The organism is Aeromicrobium sp. EU05-FHT14F07 (assembly GCF_058790455.1).
In genome coordinates this window covers 69162-87075 of the sequence record NZ_JBYTCR010000012.1, presented here as the reverse complement: position 1 = coordinate 87075, position 17914 = coordinate 69162, and the positions used below count along the sequence as shown (strand labels likewise).

Genomic DNA, 17914 nt, shown 5'->3' with positions numbered 1-17914 from the left:
CGGGGCCCTCGTGCGTCAGCGCCGTCGTCGCCGACGGCTCGACGCGTCAGTGCTGGTAGGTGCCGTGGACGATCGCGCGGCCGAGCGTCTTGAACGCCAGGTTGAAGCCGACGACGGCCGGGCTCACGTCGCCGTCGACCCCGAGCTTCTCCTCGCCCACCGCGTGGACCACGAAGAAGTAGCGGTGCGGCTGGTCGCCCTCCGGCGGCGCAGCGCCCATGAAGTTCTTGCCGCCACCGTCGTTGCGGACGTGGAAGGCGCCCTCGGGCAGCGTGTCGTCGCTCGCGCCGGCACCGGCGTCCAGCGAGGTGACGTCGGCGGGGATGTCGACGACCGTCCAGTGCCAGAAGCCGGACACGATCGGGGCGTCGGGGTCGTAGCAGGTCACGACGTAGGACTGCGTGCCCTCGGGGGCGCCGCTCCAGGACAGCTGCGGCGAGGTGTCGCCGTGCGCGTTGACCTGGTCGTCCTTGAGCGGGGCGCCGTCGGTGACGTCGTCGCTCGTGACCGAGAACGACGCCGCGGCCGGCAGCAGCGGGTAGGGGTCGGGGGTGACGGGACGTTCGAGACTCATGACCCCACGCTAGCGACGCCCACCTCCTCGTGCAGTGCGGACGCCGGCCGCCCCGGTGCCTGTCCAGCGTCCTGTCGGACCCCGTCGGGAGCCCTGAGCGGGCCTCAGGAGCGCCTCACCCGAGTGCTCGCCGACCATTCATCACCCGTTCACCGCAGACGCTCCGGACGCCGTCGCGCGCTGTCAGAGTTCTCGAGGCCCGTCCACCGACGCGCCGTCCTCCACCCCCAGGAGCACCAGGCGTGACCACCGTCCTGCGCAGCGAGCCTGCGCGCGTCGACGTCGACGAGCCCCGACCGCTCTCGACGGAGCTCAGCGGCTCCGACCGCACGTTCGTCCTCTCCACCCGGAGCATCGCCGTGACGGTGCTCGTCATCACCGGCGGGATCGGCCTGTTCCTCGCGTGGTCGGCGGTGCCGACGATGCAGCGGTACGGGCTCGGGTTCCTCACGGAGACGCAGTGGGAGCCCGAGTCGGACAAGCTCGGCATCGGCTCGGTGCTCATCGGCACGTTCACGGTCGCCTCCGTCGCCCTCGTCGTGGCCTTCCCGCTGTCGCTGCTCGCGGCGCTCTACATCGCCGAGTACGCACCCCCGGGCCTGCGGGCGCCACTCACCTCGCTGGTCGACCTCATGGCCGCGGTGCCCAGCCTCGTGTACGGGCTGTGGGGCTTCTTCCTGCTGAAGCCGTACGTCGCCGACGTCGCCCACTGGCTGCACCAGCACCTCGGCTTCATCCCGATCTTCCGGGTCGACACCGATCCCGACGCCGCCGTCTGGGACCGCTCGGCCTACACCGCCTCGGCCTTCCTGGCCGGCCTGGCCGTGGCGATGATGGTCATCCCCATGGCGACCGCCGTGATGCGTCAGGTGTTCTCCCAGACCCCGCCCGGGGAGCGCGAGGCGGCCTTCGCCCTCGGCGCCACCCACTGGGGCGTCGTGCGCACCGTGGTGCTCCCGTTCGGCCGCGGCGGCATCATCGGCGGCACGATGCTCGGGCTCGGCCGCGCGCTCGGCGAGACCATCGCCGTGCTCCTGATCATCTCGCCGTCGTTCGACCTGAAGGTGCGGCCGCTGGAGATCGGCACCAACACCATCTCCGCCCTCATCGCGGGTCGCTTCGGCGAGGCCGCCGACACTCAGCTCGCCGCGCTGCTCGCCGCGGGCTTCGTGCTGTTCGTCATCACCCTCGTCATCAACTCGCTCGCCGCGATGGTCGTCGCGCGCAGCCGGTCCGGAGCAGGAGCCGACGCATGAGCGCGCCCACCCTCGACCCCGACCTCACCCGCACGACGGACCTCCCGGCCGTCACGGTGCCGCCCGCGACCCCGCAGGCAGCTCGGCCCGGTGCCACGGCCGCCTCGACGCGGGGGACGACGTCGGTGCGCACCGAGCCGTCCGTGCGCAAGAACGACGTCGACGGACCGCGCCGCCTGCTGCGCTCGACGACGGCCGAGCAGCGCTTCGTCCAGCTGGGCGCGTGGCTGGCCGCGGTCGCGCTGTCCTGGCTCGTCACCGACCGCCTGCTGCCCTGGGACGGCGCGGTCGCGTTCACGCTGACGACGTTCGTGCTGGGCCTGGTGATCGTCGGGCTGCTCACGGCCGTGGTCGGGACCGGGCCGGAAGTCGTCGACCGCGTGATGAGCGCCGTGGTGCACGCCGCGGTGGTCCTGCTGGGCCTGGCGTTGCTGAGCACCGTGCTGTTCATCTTCCTGCGCGGCCGCGAGGCGCTGTTCCACGTCAACTTCTTCACGCACGACATGGAGGGCGTCGGCCCGCGCGACCCGTTCACCCGGGGCGGCATCCTGCACGCGATCGTCGGCTCGCTGATCCAGGTCGGCATCGCCGTGGCCATCACCATCCCGCTCGGCATCGGCACCGCGATCTACATGACCGAGGTCGGAGGCCGGCTCGCGCGGGTCGTGCGCACCGTCGTCGAGGCCATGACGGCGCTGCCGTCGATCGTCGCCGGTCTGTTCATCTACACCGTCGCGATCGTGACGCTCGGGCTGCCGAGCTCGGGCCTGGCCGCGGCGCTCGCCCTCGCCGTCATGATGCTGCCGATCATCGCCCGGGCGTCCGACGTCGTGCTCCGGGTCGTGCCCGGCAGCCTGCGGGAGGCGAGCCTGGCGCTCGGCGCCTCCCGTTGGCGCACCGTCTGGCACGTCGTGCTGCCGACGGCGCGGCCCGGCCTGGCGACCGCCGTCATCCTCGGCGTCGCGCGCGGCATCGGCGAGACGTCGCCGGTCCTGCTCACGTCGGGCTCGGCCACGTTCCTCGTGACCAACCCGACCGGTGGCGTCATGAACTCGCTGCCGCTCTACATCTACTCGACGGTCCGCTCCGGCGAGCCGCTCGAGATCGCCCGCGCCTTCGCAGCCGCCTCCGTGCTGCTGGGCCTCGTGCTCACGTTGTTCGTGGTCGCTCGCCTCCTGGCGCGACCGAGGAAGGGAACCCGGTGAACCAGAGTCTTCTCGCCCGCCCCGCTCGCGCGGGCGTCGGCGTCGTGCTGCTCGCGATCGCGGTGCTGATCGCGTCGTCGCGCCCCGCGGAGGCTGCCTACGCACAGATCGAGGGGTCGGGCTCCACCTGGTCCCAGGTGATCGTCAACCAGTGGATCACCGACGTGTCGGCGAACGGCATCAAGGTGACCTACACCGGACGCGGCTCGTCGGCCGGACGCAAGGCGTTCGCTGCCGGCACCACCGACTTCGGCATCACCGAGGTGCCCTACCAGGGCAGCGGTGCGCAGGGCGGTGACGACCCGCCGCCGAAGAACCGGCCGTTCTCCTACGTGCCGATCGTCGCGGGCGGCACGGCCTTCACCTACCAGGTCCGGGTCGGCGGGAAGATGGTCCGCAACCTGCGCCTGTCGGGCGACACCATCGCGAAGATCTTCACGAACAAGATCACCAACTGGAACGACCCCGCGATCGCGAAGGACAACAACGGCACGAAGCTGCCGTCGCTGAAGATCCGACCGGTCGTGCGCTCGGACGGCTCGGGCACCACCGCCCAGTTCACGGCGTGGCTCGACTCGCAGCACGCGAGCGACTGGCGCCCGTTCTTCGGCCGCGCGGGCCTGACGTCGTACTTCCCGCGCAAGGGCAACGCGACCGGCGCGAACGGCTCGGACCAGGTGATGAACACCATCGCCGACGCGGCCGGCAACGGGACGATCGGCTACGTCGAGTACTCCTACCCGGTCAACAAGAACTTCCCGGTCGTGAAGGTGCTGAACCAGTCGGGCTACTACGTCGAGCCGACGCAGTACAACGTGGCCGTCGCCCTGACGAAGGCGCGGATCCGCAAGGACCTGACGCAGGACCTGCTCGGTGTCTACACGGCGCAGGACAAGCGGGCGTACCCCCTCTCGTCGTACAGCTACCTGCTGCTGCCGACCGGCGCGAAGGACCAGCGCATGACCACGTCCAAGCGCCAGTCGCTGGCGGACTTCATGTTCTACTCGCTCTGCGAGGGGCAGACGAAGGCCGGCAAGTACGGGTACTCCCCGCTGCCGCTCAACCTCGTGCAGGCGGGCTTCACCGAGCTGTCCAAGCTGAGAAAGGCCGACCCGAAGGTCAACCTGAACGACCGCTCGGTCACCAAGTGCAACAACCCCACGTTCGTGCCGGGCGACCTGTCGGCCAACAAGCTGGCGCAGATCGCGCCCATGCCGGCGAGCTGCGACCAGCAGGGCCAGGGGCCGTGCACCACGGGGACGGGCACCGCGCCCACGTCGGTGGAGCAGGCGAAGACGGGCGGCGGTGCCGGCGGTGGTTCGGGCGGCTCCGGCGGCGGTGCAGGAGGTGACGGCTCGGCCGGCGGCACGCCCGATGCGCCCGGTGCCGGCGGGTCGATCGACCCCGAGACCGGTCTCCCGGTGGGCTCAGCGTCCTCCGGTGGGGGCGCGGCGACGGTGGCGGTGCAGACCGAGCTGACCGCAGGCCGGGCCGGCGACGACGCCATCTTCGGCACGCTCGCAGCGGTCGAGCTCCTCGCCATCATCCTGGCGCCGGGCGTCGTCGCGGTGGCGCTGCGCCGTCGCACCCGCAGCACGACGGGGGCACGCTCGTGAGGTGGCGCAAGGTCCTCGCGACCGTCGCGGTGGCCGCCGTCGGTACCGGACTCCTGACGTCGGCCGGCGTGCAGGCGCAGGGCGACGACGTCGGCGCGTTCCGCCAGACGAAGACGGTCGAGCGCACCTTCACCGAGAACGGCGAGGAGGTCCGGGTGGACCGCCGCGACGTGACGGTCCAGGTCGACCACACGCGCAACCTGCGCGGGCGCGAGCGCGTCCACGTGACGTGGGACGGCGCCCGCCCGAGCGGCGGTCGCTCCACGAGCCCGTTCGGCGAGAACGGGATGGACCAGGAGTACCCGGTGGTGGTGCTCCAGTGCCGCGGCCGTGACGACGCCAGCCTGCCGGCGGCGCAGCGCGTCCGCCCCGAGACCTGCTGGACCTCGACCGTCCAGCAGCGCTCGCAGCTCCAGGTGCCGGACGCCGCCGCCATCTGGCGCTCGGACCGCTACGCCGACGACGCGGCGCGCAGCGCCCTGTCCGGGGTCCGGAGCCTGCCGGCGAGCTGCGGCGGTGCCGCGGCGGGCACGTCGACGCACGTGACGCCGTTCGTGTCCGCGAAGGGCCAGACCTTCGCCTCGTGCTCCAGCGACACCCTGCCCCCCGAGGCGGCGGTCGACGCGTCGTTCCCGCCCGCGGAGCAGGCCGCGTTCACGACGGTCGACGGCAAGGGCGACATCCAGTTCGAGGTGCGCTCGAGCATCGAGAACGAGTCGCTCGGCTGCAACGACACGACCGCCTGCAGCATCGTCGTCATCCCCGTCATGGGCATCAGCTGCCTGCAGTCGGACTCGCGCCAGCTCAACGCCGCCTGCCGCAAGCAGGGCCGCTTCGAGCCCGGCTCGAGCAACTTCGACGGCCAGGGCGTCGACGAGAGCGTGTCGCCCCGCTACTGGTGGACCGCGTCGAACTGGCGCAACCGGATCAGCGTGCCGATCACCTTCGGCCCCGCGCCGAACGTCTGCTCCGTCCTCGACGACCGGCCGCCGGTCGGCTTCTACGGCTCGGAGCTGATGTCGCAGGCCACCGTGCAGTGGGCGCCGGCCTACTGCCTGCGCAAGGACCGCTTCCGCTTCCAGCACAACGTCCTGCCCGACCTCGCCTCGTTCCAGCTGATGCAGCAGGACGAGGTCCCCGGAGCGTTCGTCTCGAGCCGCAAGACCGTCGACGGCGAGGCGCCGACCGCCTACGCGCCGACGGCCGTCACCGGGTTCGCGATCTCCTACGTCATCGACGAGCCGAAGAACGCCGGTGAGCGCGGCACGCTGAACCTCAACGCCCGGCTCCTCGCCAAGCTGCTCACACAGAGCTATCCCGGCTCGAGCCTCGGACGCCAGCACCCCGGACTGGAGAACAACCCGGGCTCGCTGAACGCCGACCCCGAGTTCCAGGCCCTGAACCCCGGTCTGTCGACGGGGGAGCAGGAGGCGGCAGCCGTGCTGGTGTCGCTCTCGGAGTCCTCGGACGTGATCAAGGCGATCTCGACCTACATCGACGACGACCCGGAGGCGCACGCCTTCGTGGAGGGCCGACCCGACCCGTGGGGCATGCGCATCAATCCCGCCTACCAGGGCATCCGGCTCCCGGTCGACGAGTGGCCCCTGCTCGACACGTTCACGCCGGCCGTCCAGCAGGAGTGCCTGAAGCAGAACAACGACACGCCCTACCTGACGCGCCTGGCCGCGCCCGTGACCTCCTTCGTGAAGATCGCCGACGCGCTGCTCGACGCCTGGCCGTACTCGCAGACGAAGTGCAGCGGCCTCGGCACCGACCAGTTCCCGTACGTGCTGGGTCGGGCCGACCGGCAGGGCGTCGGCGCACGGTTCCTGGTCGGCGTGACGACCCTCGGCGACGCCGAGCGGTACGGCCTGCACACCGCCGCGCTGCAGACGTCGGCCGTGTCCCCGCGGGCTCCGTTCACCACCCGTGGACGGCAGTTCGTGGCACCCTCCGACGCGACGCTCGCGAAGGCGATCTCGACGGCCCGGCCGACGGGCCGCACGCAGCCGTTCGCGCTCGAGGACGGGGCCGTCCGCCGAGCGAACGGCTACCCGGGCACGCTCGTCGTCTACACCGCGGCGAAGACCTCGGGCCTGGACAGGAGCACGGCGCGCACCGTCGCGTCGTTCATCCGGACCGCCACCACGGAGGGCCAGCGTCGCGGGTCGGGCAACGGCTTCCTCCCCGACGGCTACCTGCCGATCACCCGGGCGGGGACCACGGCCGCGCTCTTCGCGTCGGCCCAGCAGGCGGCGCAGGACGTGGAGGCGCAGACCGGCACGACGCCCGGAGGCGCCGGCGGCGCTGGCAGCGGCGGGACCACCGACCCGACGTCGGGGGCGCCGGGGACCGACGGCGTGCCGTCCGGCGCTGCAGCGGCCGGCGAGGACCCCGCGGCTGCGGGCGGCAAGCAGTCCGTCGACGCCGAGCTGAAGAGTCTCGGCAGCACGGAGGGCGTGCACTCGGCCCTCGGCGCATGGTTCCTGCCCGCGCTGATCCTGCTGCTCCTCGGCTGCGCGATCGCCGGCCCGGTGATCAGGCTCCGCGCGGCCGGGAGGGAGGACTCATGACCGTCGCACCCCTGAACGGTCGCCTCACGGGGCAGCGACGGGGGAGTGGCGCCCTGAAGGGCGGGCTCGCCGCGGCGCGCGACACCTCGCGCGTCCCCGAGCGCGACCTCGTCCTGAGCAGCGGACTCATGGTCGTGGCCCTGCTCGTCGCCTGGGTGCTGCTCCAGACCCTCGTGCTCGGCGGACTGTCGTACTCGCGGGCGCAGGACCGGCTCTACGACGAGCTGCGCGCCGACCTCGCCGCGGGCACCGCGCCCACCGGCGGGGTCATCGCGCCCGGCCGCCCCGTCGCCCTCTTCTCGTTGCCTTCCCTCGACATCGACCAGGTCGTGGTCGAGGGCACGTCGGCCGGACTCCTGCTCGACGGGCCAGGTCACCGGCGCGACACCGTGCTGCCGGGCCAGGCCGGCGTGTCCGTGGTCTACGGACGCTCACGGACCTTCGGACGGCCCTTCCACGTCATGACGCACGAGGCCGTGGGCACCCGGCTCGACGTCGTGACCGGGCAGGGTCGCTCGACCTACCGGATCGAGGGCGTCCGGCGTGCCGGCGACGACGTGCCGGCGCCCCCGGCGCAGGGACAGGGTCGGCTGACGCTCATCACCGCGGCCGGCGACGGCCGCCTCGGCGGGCTGCGGCCGGACGAGGTGGTCTACGTCGACGCGTCCCTGCAGTCCAAGCCGTTCCCGGCCGGTGGCGCACGGGTGAACACCATCGGTCAGTCCGAGCAGAAGATGGCGGTCGACACGTCGGTGCTGCCGCTGCTCGCCCTCACGCTCGGTGGCCTGCTCGTGGCCGTCGTGGGCATGCTGCTGCTGCGTCGACGCCTGCGCCCGGCCCTCGTCTGGACGGTGTTCGCACCGGTGTTCCTCGCCCTCGCGTGGTTCGCCGCCGACCTCTCCGTGCACCTGATCCCGAACCTCGTCTGAGCCGTGCACCGACCATTCACCGACCTGCCCCGAATGGACGTCTGCTGTTCACCGCAGACCGTCCGGACCCCCTCCACCGCCGCCTAGCGTGCTCGTCGGGACGTCGCCCGACGGCCCACCCCCCCTTCACGACAAGGAACTCCACGCGCATGATCTCCACGCGTACCCGGTTCGCCGCGGCCCTCGCCGTCGCTGCGACCTCGATGGCGACCCTCGGCGCCGTCGCACCGGCCCAGGCCGCCGAGACCAACCCAGCCGACCCGACCTTCACGCCCAGCAGCACCGACCTCGTCGGCGTCGGCTCCGACACGTCCCAGCTCGCGCTGCACTACCTCGCGGAGGGCAAGGACGGCGTCGCCGCCGGCTACAACGCCTCCCGCACGGTCAAGCTCGCCTCGTGGGCGGCCGACGGCTCGCCCTCCACGATCTCGCTGCGCAGCGGCGCCTCGCCGATCACCCGGCCGAACGGCTCGGGCGCCGGCAAGAAGCTGCTGTACGGCTCCAGCAACGACGCCAACGTCGACTTCGCCCGCTCGTCCTCCGCGATCTCCACGACCGAGCGCGACGCCGGCCTGAAGGCCTTCCCCTTCGCCGTCGACGGTCTCAAGCTCGGCACGCGCAAGGCCGGCACCGACGCCCCCGCGTCGCTGACCGAGGCTCAGGTGCTCGCCATCTACAAGGGCGACGTCACCAACTGGTCGCAGGTCGGCGGCAAGGACGCCACGATCCACCCCTACGTCCCGCAGTCGGGCTCGGGCACGCGCTCGTTCTTCGAGGCCCAGCTCGTCCGCATCAACGACGGCAAGCCCGTCTCCCTCGGCTCGAACGTCAAGGAGACCCAGGAGCACTCCGACGAGAAGATCAAGGACGACCCGGACGCGGTCGTGCCGTTCTCGACCGGTCGCGCCAAGTCGACGACCAGCATCGGCCTGCTGAACGGCTTCAGCGTCCGTCGCGCGCTCTACAACGTCGTCCGCGGCAACGACCTGACCGGCTCGAAGGCCGCCGACCTCACCGCCGCGTTCGGCGAGACCGGGTTCGTCTGCTCCGACGCCGCCCGCCCGCTCATCGAGGCTGCCGGCTTCGACCAGCTGGCGCGCACGTCGCAGGGCGGCGTCTGCGGCCAGACCACCACGTCGGCGACGACCAACTTCCTGACCGCCGGCGGCCAGCAGAGCACCGTCGGCCTCACGGGCAAGGCGACCCCGAGCGGCAAGGTCACGCTGAAGGCCGCGGTCGGCCCGTCGACCGCCACCGGCACCGTCACCTTCACCGAGGGTGACGCCACGGTCGGCACCGCCACCGTCGACACGCTGGGCAACGCCACCCTCGCGCTCGAGGGCGTCGCCAAGGGTGCGCACAGCTACACGGCGACCTTCGCGCCCGACGACCCGCAGGCGTACTCCAAGGCCACCGGCTCGATCACCGTCACGGTCCCGGACGCGAAGTACACGAAGGCCATCCAGGTGACCGCGCCCACGTCGGCCTACGGCGCGACGCGCACCGTCACGGTGAACGTCGGCACGAGCGACGTCAAGGCCACCGGCAGCGTCGCCTTCGTCTACGGCGACGCCGCCGAGCAGACGGCCGACCTGCAGGACGGCACCGCGACCTTCACGGTCCCGGCCGCGCTGACCGCCGGTACCTACTGGGGCGCCGTGTCCTACTCCGGTGACAACGACTTCGCCGAGGGCTACAAGCTCGTGAAGTTCGTCGTCACGAAGGCCACGACCCGCACGTCGCTCAAGCTGGCCGCGTCCCGGGTCAAGGTCCGCAAGGCCACCAAGGCGACCGTCGCGGTCGGCATCACCGGTTCGTCGCTGAAGGCGTCGGGCACGGTCACGCTGAAGATCGGCTCCAGCGTCGTCGGCACCGGCAGGGTCGTCAACGGCCAGGCCGTCGTCACGCTCAAGGCGCAGAGCACCAGGGGCGCCAAGCGCGTCGTCGCGACCTTCGCGCCGTCGAGCAGCAACTACGGCGGATCCACGTCCGCCGCGGCGACCTACACCGTCGTCAAGTGATCGACCGCCGTGGCCGGCTCCTGCGGGGGCCGGCCACGGCGCGTTCCACCCGCCCCGAGGAGAGACCATGTCCCTGACCGACGAGACCACCGTGATCCCGGTGCTCGACGACGCCACGCAGAGCATCCCCGCGGTGCTTCCCGACCGGGCCCCGCTGGCCACCCTGGAGGCGACCGACGTCTCGGCGTGGTTCGGCACGCACAAGGTGCTCGACCGGGTCTCCCTCACGATGCCCGCAGGCCGGATCACCGCGCTCATCGGACCGTCGGGCTGCGGCAAGTCGACCTTCCTGCGCATCCTCAACCGGATGCATGAGCTCGTGCCCGGTGCCTCGCTCGCGGGTCGCGTCGAGATCGACGGCGCCGACGTGTACGACCCCGACCGCAAGCTCACCGACGCGCGCCGCGCGATCGGCATGGTCTTCCAGAAGCCGAACCCGTTCCCGGCGATGTCGATCGAGGAGAACGTGCTCGCCGGCCTCAAGCTCACCGGGACGAAGGTCGCGTCGCGCGACCGTGACGACCTCGTCGAGGAGTGCCTGACCAAGGGCGGCCTGTGGAAGGAGGTCAAGGACCGTCTCGGCGCACCCGGGGGAGGACTGTCCGGCGGTCAGCAGCAGCGGCTGTGCATCGCCCGGTCGCTCGCGGTCAAGCCGCGGGTGCTGCTGATGGACGAGCCGTGCTCGGCCCTGGACCCCACCTCGACGCGCGTGATCGAGGAGACGATGCTCGAGCTGGCCCAGGAGGTGACGATCGTCATCGTCACGCACAACATGCAGCAGGCGGCGCGCGTGTCCGATCAGTGCGCCTTCTTCCTCGCCGCCTACGGCACCCCGGGCGTGATCATCGAGCACGGCGACACGACCACCATGTTCGAGGCGCCGCAGGACCAGCGCACGTCGGACTACGTGAACGGTCGGTTCGGCTGAGGTGACCCGTCTGCTCTCGGTGCTCGGCGTCGTGGCGGCGGTCGGGGCACTCGTCGTGACCGCCGTCGTGGCGAGCGCCGTGCCCTCCACCCCGCGCGACGTGCGGGACCTCCTCCCTGCCGCAGCGTCGGTGCAGCCGCCGGTCGCCGACCCCGGGGCCGATCCCGCCTCGTCGTCGTCCACGGCGGCGAGCACGACGTCGCGCGAGCCCGACCCGGCCTGGGTGGCGAGCACCGCGACGGCCACCGGCGTCCCGGCGCGGGCGCTGCGCGCCTACGCGACCGCCACGCTGCGCGCGGGGACCGAGATGCCCGGCTGCCGGCTCGGGTGGACGACGCTCGCCGGCATCGGCCACGTGGAGTCCGGGCACGGGGGCGCCGACCTGGCGGCGGACGGTCGCGCGAGCGTCGACGGCCCCGTGCTGGACGGCACGTCGGGCTACGCGGCCATCAGCGAGGCCGGGACCTGGGACCGGGCACGTGGGCCCCTGCAGTTCATCGCCTCGACGTGGCGGCAGTGGGGCTCCGACGGCGACGGCGACGGCGTCGCTGACGTCGACGACGTGGACGACGCCGCCTGGACCGCCGCGCGCTACCTCTGCGCCTCGGGCGCCGACCTGACCACCCCGACCGGGTGGACGGCCGCGGTGCACTCCTACAACCACTCCGACGTCTACGTCCGCAGCGTCCTGGCCGCCGCCGACGCCTACGCCTCCCGCACCGGCGGCTGATTCCCATCAACTGATGGGAATCAGCCGACGGGGCGGGGGGAGGGGGCGGCAGCGCCCGTAGGGTGGGCCGGTGGCCCGCATCGTGCACGTCGACGACCTCGACGACCCCCGTCTCGCCGACTACCTGCACCTGCGGGACGTGCAGATGCGGCTGGCCCACGAGAGCGAGCACGGGATCTACCTGGCCGAGGGGGAGAAGGTCGTGCGCAGGGCCCACGAGGCCGGTCACGTGGCCGCCTCGTTCCTCATGGCTCCGCGCTGGCTCGACGGGCTGCGCGACGTCCTCGACGCGAGCGACGCGCCGTGCTTCGTCATGCCGGAGAAGGACGTGGAGCGGGTCACGGGCTTCCACGTGCACCGAGGGGCGCTGTCCGCGGTCCGTCGACCCGAGCCGGCGGACGTCGACGACGTCCTGGCCGCCGCGCGGCGCGTGGTCGTGCTGGAGGACCTGGTCGACCACACCAACGTCGGCGCGATCTTCCGGGCGGCCGCGGCGCTGGGGTTCGACGCGGTCCTGCTGTCGCCCCGCTGCGCAGACCCGTTCTACCGCCGGGCGGTCAAGGTGGCCATGGGTGCGGTGTTCTCCGTGCCGCACGCGCGCGTCGACGACTGGTACGGGACGCCCTCGCTGCTGTCACGCCACGGCTTCACGACGTACGCGATGACCCTCGCCGACGACGCCGTGTCCCTCGAGGACGTGCGCGACGTGCCCGACCGGCTGGCGCTCGTGGTCGGCTCCGAGGGGCCGGGACTCACCGAGCACTGGCAGCGCAGCAGCGACGTGCGCGTGACGATCCCGATGGCGGTGGGCATCGACAGCCTCAACGTCGCCACCTCGGTCGCCGTCGCCTGCTGGCACCTGCGCTGACGTCGCCAGGACACGTGCGCGACCGCGACGGAGCGGGCTCAGTCCTCGATCGCGGCGGGGGTGACCGGCCAGTCGCCGGGGTAGGCGTCGGCCAGCTCCTCGTGCTTCCTGTAGAGCTTCTTGCGGGCCTTCGCCGGCACCCGGTCGCCGAAGACGGTGCCGTGGAGGTGGTCGGTCTCGTGCTGGAGGCACCGGGCGAGCAGGCCGGTGCCGTGGAACTCGACCGGCTCGCCCTTCTCGTCGAAGCCGGTCACGCTGGCGACGTCGGGGCGCGAGCACTCGGTGAAGGCACCGGGTAGAGACAGGCAGCCCTCGTCGGCGGTGTCGAGGTTGCGCTCGGCCGCCTCGGGCAGCGTGAGCCGCGGGTTCACGACCACCCCGGTGACGCGGACGTCGTCGTCGTCCGGGCAGTCGAAGACGAAGACCTTGAGGTCGACGCCCACCTGGTTGGCCGCCAGGCCCACGCCGTTCGCGGCGTACATGGTCGCGACCATGTCGCGGACGAGGGTCTCGAGCTCCTCGTCGAAGGACGTCACGTCGGCGAGCTCGTGATGCATGACGGGGGTTCCCCAGCGGGTGATGGGACGGACCGATCCGCCGTCGGGCAGGGGACGAGAGCTGGGGTGTGACGCCACCGGCCCAAGGTACAGCGGCGCGAATCGCCCCGAGTCGTGGACTCCGCCGTGTGACGTCGGATACCATCGGTACGCGGCACTGCAACTCACAGTTACAGTGAAGTCGTGCACCTCACCGGTGCCCGGCGGGAACCCGTCCCGACCCCCATCACACCAACGTCCCTGCCAAGGAGACACCGTGGCGAACCGACCAGACCCCATGGGCATCGGGCTCGCGGTGCTGAACCGCATCGCGAGCTCGCAGGCCATCGACAAGCTCGGCCTGCGCAAGGCCACCGAGCGCGCCGTGTACCAGGGAGCCAAGTCCGGCTTCCAGCTCGCGGCCAACGCCAACCGCACCTTCAAGCGCGTCAAGGGCTCCGGCACGCCGCAGCGTCTCGGCGCGACGCAGGACAGCGGCCTGTTCGACCTCACGCCGACCGAGGACCAGCAGATGATGGTCGACGTCATCGGCGAGTTCGCCGACGAGGTGCTGCGCCCCGGCGCCGAGGCGGCCGAGAAGGCCGACGACACCCCCAAGGAGGTGCTCGACCAGACGAGCGAGTTCGGCCTCACGCTGCTGAACGTCCCCGAGTCGCTCGGCGGTCTGTCGGAGGAGCGCTCCGTGGTCACCGGCGTCCTGGTCAACGAGGCGCTCGCGTACGGAGACATGGGCCAGGCCGTGGCCTGCCTCGCGCCGGCGTCCGTCGCCACCGCCATCTCCCTGTGGGGCACCGACGAGCAGCAGCAGACCTACCTGCCGGCGTTCACCGGCGACGACGTGCCCGCCGCGGCCCTCGCCGTGGCCGAGTCCCGCCCGCTGTTCGACCCGTTCGAGCTGCAGACCACCGCCTCCGCCACGGAGGGCGGCTACCGGCTCACCGGCGTCAAGTCGGCCGTCGTGCGCGGCACGGAGGCAGAGCTGTTCGTCGTCGCCGCGGCGCTCGACGGCACCCCGCGCCTGTTCGTCGTCGAGTCGAGCACGCCCGGCCTGACGCTGGCCGCCGACCCGTCGATGGGCCTGCGCGCCGCCGGTCTCACGAAGCTGAGCCTCGACGGCGCCGTCGTCCCCGAGTCCGCGCTCCTGGGCACCGCCGACGACTACCGCGAGTGCGTCCGGCTGTCGCGTCTCGCCTGGTCCGCACTCGCGGTCGGCACGGGACGCGCCGTCCTCGACTACACCAAGGAGTACGTCAAGACCCGCGAGGCGTTCGGCGAGCCGATCGCGCACCGCCAGGCGGTCGCCTTCATGGTCGCCAACATCGCGATCGAGCTCGAGGGCATGCGGCTGGTCACCCTGAAGGCTGCGTCGCGCCACGAGCAGGGTCGCGACGCGTCCCGCGAGATCGCCCTCGCCCGCAAGCTCGCGGCCGAGTACGGCATGAAGATCGGTACCGACGGCGTCCAGCTGCTCGGTGGTCACGGCTTCGTCAAGGAGCACCCGGTGGAGCGGTGGTACCGCGACCTGCGGGCCGTCGGCGTCCTGGAAGGAGCAGTCCTCGTCTGAGGACGGAGAACATCATGATCAACCTCGACACCCCCAAGAAGTTCCGCGGGTTCATCCAGCAGGCCCACGAGGTCGCCGACAACTTCCTGCGCGCGAACTCCCGCAAGTACGACCTCGCCGAGCACGCCTATCCCAAGGAGCTCGACCTCCTGGCCTCGCTGATCGACGGCATGGGCGACTCCGGCGCCGGTCAGGGAGCCGGTGCCGCCGGTGTCCGCCGCAGCGAGGACGCCTCGGAGAAGGACAAGGGCAAGGTCAAGAACGGCACCAACCTCTCGTCCGTGCTCTCGATCATCGAGATGTGCTGGGGCGACGTCGGCCTGCTGCTCTCGATGCCGCGCCAGGGCCTGGGCAACTCCGCGATCGCGTCGGTGGCCACCGACGAGCAGCTCGAGAAGTTCAAGGGCACGTGGGCGGCCATGGCGATCACCGAGCCGGGCTGCGGCTCCGACTCGGCCGCCATCCGCACCACCGCCATCAAGGACGGCGACGAGTACGTCCTCAACGGCGAGAAGATCTACGTGACGTCCGGCGAGCGCGCCGACTCCGTCGTGGTGTGGGCGACGCTCGACCCGAAGCTCGGCCGTGCGGCCATCAAGAGCTTCGTGGTCCCGAAGTCGCTGCCGGGCATCCGGGTCGAGCGGCTCGAGCACAAGCTCGGCATCCGCGCGTCCGACACGGCCGTGATCGTGCTCGACAACTGCCGCGTGCCCGCAGAGAACATCCTCGGCAACGAGGAGATCGACACCAAGCAGGGCTTCGCCGGCGCGATGGCGACCTTCGACAACACCCGCCCGCTCGTCGCCGGCATGGCCGTCGGCTGCGCCCGTGCGGCGCTGGAGCTCACCCGTGAGCTGCTCGAGGACGCCGGGGTCGTCATCGACTACGACCGTCCCGCGACGTCGCAGTCGTACGCGGCGGCGACCTACCTGCAGATGGAGGCCGACTACGAGGCGGCGCTGCTGCTGACGCTCGAGGCGGCGTGGCTCGCGGACAACCGCAAGCCGAACTCCATGGAGGCGTCGATGTCCAAGGCCAAGGCGGGCCGGGTGGGCAACGACATCACCCTGCGGTGCGTCGAGCTGGCGGGCAGCCTCGGCTACAGCGAGGGCGAGCTGCTCGAGAAGTGGTCGCGCGACTCCAAGATCCTCGACATCTTCGAGGGAACCCAGCAGATCCAGCAGCTGATCGTGGCCCGTCGCCTGCTGAACCTGTCGTCGGCACAGCTGCGCTGAGCGCCGCTCCCGCCGGCAGCACCCGTGCGAGGCCCCGTCACCCCGGTGGTGGCGGGGCCTCCGCGTGTCGGTGCGGTGTGGGGCATACCCCTAGGATGTCGACATGACTGGGCAGCTGCCGCCGGACTTCGACGTCGACTACCAGCTGACGCGGCTCGTCCGCCAGGTCAGGGCTCGGTCGTTGCGCAACCTCTCCACCATCCACGAGGACCTCGACTACAGCACCTTCGTGCTGCTCCTCGCGATCGTCGACGCGACGACGTCGAGCGGCGGCGTGCGCGCGTCGGACCTCGCCGACTCCCTGCACGTGCACAAGTCGACCGTCAGCCGCGCGGTCCGCATGCTCGAGGACGGCGGGCTCGTGGACCGGACCCCGCACCCCGAGGACGGCCGTGCCCACGTGCTGCGGGCCAGCGCCGAGGCGGTGCGCCGGGTCGAGGCCTACCGCGAGGACTCCCACGCCGCCCTCGCCCGCGTGATCGAGGACTGGGAGCCCACCGAGCTGCGCACGTTCGCGCAGCTGCTGGCGCGCCTGAACGACGCCTTCACCGTCGACTGAGCCCCGTGCGTCAGGGGCGCAGCAGCACCTTGACCGCGCGCCGCTCGTCCATGGCGCGGTAGGCCTCGGCGACGTCGTCGAGGCCGAGCTGCAGGTCGAAGACGTCGCCCGGCGTGATCGCCCCGGACACCACGTCGGGCAGCAGCTCGTCGAGGTAGTGGCGCACCGGGGCCACACCGCCCGCGAGGCCGGAGTTGGTGCCGAACATGACGGGCACGTTGAGCTCCACGCCGTGGGGGACGCCGACGTAGCCGACGGTGCCGCCGGGACGCAGGCTCTGGAAGGCCTGCTTCATCGACTCCTTCGTGCCGACGCACTCCAGCACGCTGTCGGCGCCGATGCCGCCGAGGATCTCCTTGACCTCCGCGGCTCCCTCCTTGCCCCGGGTCGCGACGACGTGGTCGGCGCCGAAGCGGCGCGCGAGCTCCTGGCGCGGCTCGTGGCGCGACATCGCGACGACCGTCTCGGCGCCGAGACGCTTCGCGGCCAGGACCGCGCTGAGGCCGACCGCACCGTCGCCCACGACCGCCACGGTGGAGCCCGGACCCACGCGGGCCGAGACGGCGGCGTGGTGACCCGTCGGGAACACGTCGCTGAGCGTCAGCAGGTGGGGGACGAGGGCGTCGTCGACGGGCTGGGGGACACGCACGAGCGTGCCGTCGGCGAACGGCACGCGGACGAGCTCGGCCTGGGCGCCGTCGTAGCCGCCGCCGTTCACGCACGAGGTCTGCACGCCCTTGCGGCAGACCGCGCAGGTGTTGTCGCTGTACAGGAAGGGTGCGATGACGAACTCGCCCACCGCGACGTCGGCCACGGCGGAGCCCACCTGCTCGACCACGCCGACGAACTCGTGGCCGATGCGGCGCGGCTCCGCCTGCTCGCCGTTGGCGCCGCGGTAGGGCCAGAGGTCGCTACCGCACACGCAGGCGGCCACGACGCGCACGACCGCGTCGGTGTCGTCCTGCAGGACCGCGTCGGGCACGGTGTCGAGTCGGATGTCGCCGGGGCTGTGGAGGACGGTCGCACGCATGTCTCCTTCCTACCAGTGCGGCGGTGGGCGTGCTGCGTCCTGTCGTGGTCGGACGGTGCGTCGGCTGGGGCTCTCGTGGCCGGGCCGGTGCGCTGCCTGCGGGGTCTGGTGTTGGTGGTGCGCTGCCTCGGCTGGCGCTGGGTGTGGTCTCCGCAAGGGCCTCGACCGGGCGGTTGGGCGGGAGCCGGCTTCGGGTCTCGGGCTGTGGCTCGCGCTGTGGGACGCAAGAATCTGCGTTCGTGTGCGGGAGGGTCAAGGATGCTGCGTTT

Annotated in this window: 15 protein-coding genes; 12 read left to right on the top strand and 3 right to left on the bottom strand. The window is 71.9% G+C overall.

Annotated features, from left to right (window positions below; genetic code table 11):
• Positions 1-46: 46 nt before the first annotated feature.
• Positions 47-574 (bottom strand): YbhB/YbcL family Raf kinase inhibitor-like protein, encoded by a 528-nt coding sequence (locus AC3WRM_RS11890; RefSeq protein ID WP_370188782.1) that lies wholly within the window; start codon positions 572-574, stop codon positions 47-49.
• Between the two features lie 242 nt (positions 575-816).
• On the opposite strand from AC3WRM_RS11890, the gene pstC reads away from it, so the two are divergent.
• The 9 genes from pstC to AC3WRM_RS11845 all read left to right on the top strand — a co-directional run bounded on the left by pstC (position 817) and on the right by AC3WRM_RS11845 (position 12700).
• Entirely contained in the window at positions 817-1830 is a 1014-nt protein-coding gene (gene pstC, locus AC3WRM_RS11885; RefSeq protein ID WP_253027255.1) for a phosphate ABC transporter permease subunit PstC, read from the top strand.
• Entirely contained in the window at positions 1827-3035 is a 1209-nt protein-coding gene (pstA, locus tag AC3WRM_RS11880) for a phosphate ABC transporter permease PstA (protein ID WP_370188784.1), read from the top strand. Before pstC ends, pstA begins: the two co-directional genes overlap by 4 nt.
• Positions 3032-4651, top strand: a complete 1620-nt coding sequence (locus AC3WRM_RS11875) for a phosphate ABC transporter substrate-binding protein PstS (protein WP_492248594.1) — start codon at positions 3032-3034, stop codon at positions 4649-4651. Before pstA ends, AC3WRM_RS11875 begins: the two co-directional genes overlap by 4 nt.
• On the top strand, positions 4648-7224 hold the full coding sequence (locus AC3WRM_RS11870) for a hypothetical protein (RefSeq protein WP_492248595.1): 2577 nt from the start codon (positions 4648-4650) through the stop codon (positions 7222-7224). The genes AC3WRM_RS11875 and AC3WRM_RS11870 overlap by 4 nt, the downstream gene beginning before the upstream one ends.
• A complete protein-coding gene (locus AC3WRM_RS11865; RefSeq protein WP_370188790.1) occupies positions 7221-8153 on the top strand; it encodes a sortase domain-containing protein in 933 nt (310 codons plus the stop codon). Before AC3WRM_RS11870 ends, AC3WRM_RS11865 begins: the two co-directional genes overlap by 4 nt.
• 149 nt (positions 8154-8302) lie before the next feature.
• Complete coding sequence (locus AC3WRM_RS11860; RefSeq protein WP_492248596.1) at positions 8303-10174, top strand: Ig-like domain repeat protein; 1872 nt, start codon at positions 8303-8305, stop codon at positions 10172-10174.
• Between the two features lie 67 nt (positions 10175-10241).
• On the top strand, positions 10242-11102 hold the full coding sequence (locus AC3WRM_RS11855; RefSeq protein WP_492248597.1) for a phosphate ABC transporter ATP-binding protein: 861 nt from the start codon (positions 10242-10244) through the stop codon (positions 11100-11102).
• Position 11103: 1 nt separating this feature from the next.
• Positions 11104-11832, top strand: a complete 729-nt coding sequence (locus AC3WRM_RS11850; RefSeq protein ID WP_492248598.1) for a lytic murein transglycosylase — start codon at positions 11104-11106, stop codon at positions 11830-11832.
• Positions 11833-11902: 70 nt separating this feature from the next.
• Entirely contained in the window at positions 11903-12700 is a 798-nt protein-coding gene (locus tag AC3WRM_RS11845; protein ID WP_492248599.1) for a TrmH family RNA methyltransferase, read from the top strand.
• Positions 12701-12738: 38 nt separating this feature from the next.
• On the opposite strand, the gene def is transcribed toward AC3WRM_RS11845, so the two are convergent.
• Positions 12739-13350 carry a peptide deformylase gene (gene def / locus AC3WRM_RS11840; RefSeq protein ID WP_492248660.1) on the bottom strand — a complete coding sequence of 204 codons (612 nt, stop codon included), beginning with the start codon at positions 13348-13350 and terminating at the stop codon, positions 12739-12741.
• A gap of 163 nt (positions 13351-13513) precedes the next feature.
• Here def and AC3WRM_RS11835 point away from each other — a divergent pair, with 163 nt between their 5' ends.
• The 3 genes from AC3WRM_RS11835 (at position 13514) to AC3WRM_RS11825 (ending at position 16615) form a co-directional block, all read left to right on the top strand.
• The gene (locus tag AC3WRM_RS11835) at positions 13514-14821 is read left to right on the top strand and encodes an acyl-CoA dehydrogenase family protein (RefSeq protein ID WP_492248600.1); all 1308 of its coding nucleotides are present in this window, start codon (positions 13514-13516) and stop codon (positions 14819-14821) included.
• 14 nt (positions 14822-14835) lie between these two features.
• Positions 14836-16056 carry an acyl-CoA dehydrogenase family protein gene (locus tag AC3WRM_RS11830; RefSeq protein WP_492248601.1) on the top strand — a complete coding sequence of 407 codons (1221 nt, stop codon included), beginning with the start codon at positions 14836-14838 and terminating at the stop codon, positions 16054-16056.
• Between the two features lie 103 nt (positions 16057-16159).
• On the top strand, positions 16160-16615 hold the full coding sequence (locus AC3WRM_RS11825; protein ID WP_492248602.1) for a MarR family winged helix-turn-helix transcriptional regulator: 456 nt from the start codon (positions 16160-16162) through the stop codon (positions 16613-16615).
• A 10-nt stretch (positions 16616-16625) separates the two neighbouring features.
• On the opposite strand, the gene AC3WRM_RS11820 is transcribed toward AC3WRM_RS11825, so the two are convergent.
• On the bottom strand, positions 16626-17645 hold the full coding sequence (locus AC3WRM_RS11820; protein WP_492248603.1) for a zinc-dependent alcohol dehydrogenase family protein: 1020 nt from the start codon (positions 17643-17645) through the stop codon (positions 16626-16628).
• Between the last annotated feature and the right edge of the window lie 269 nt (positions 17646-17914).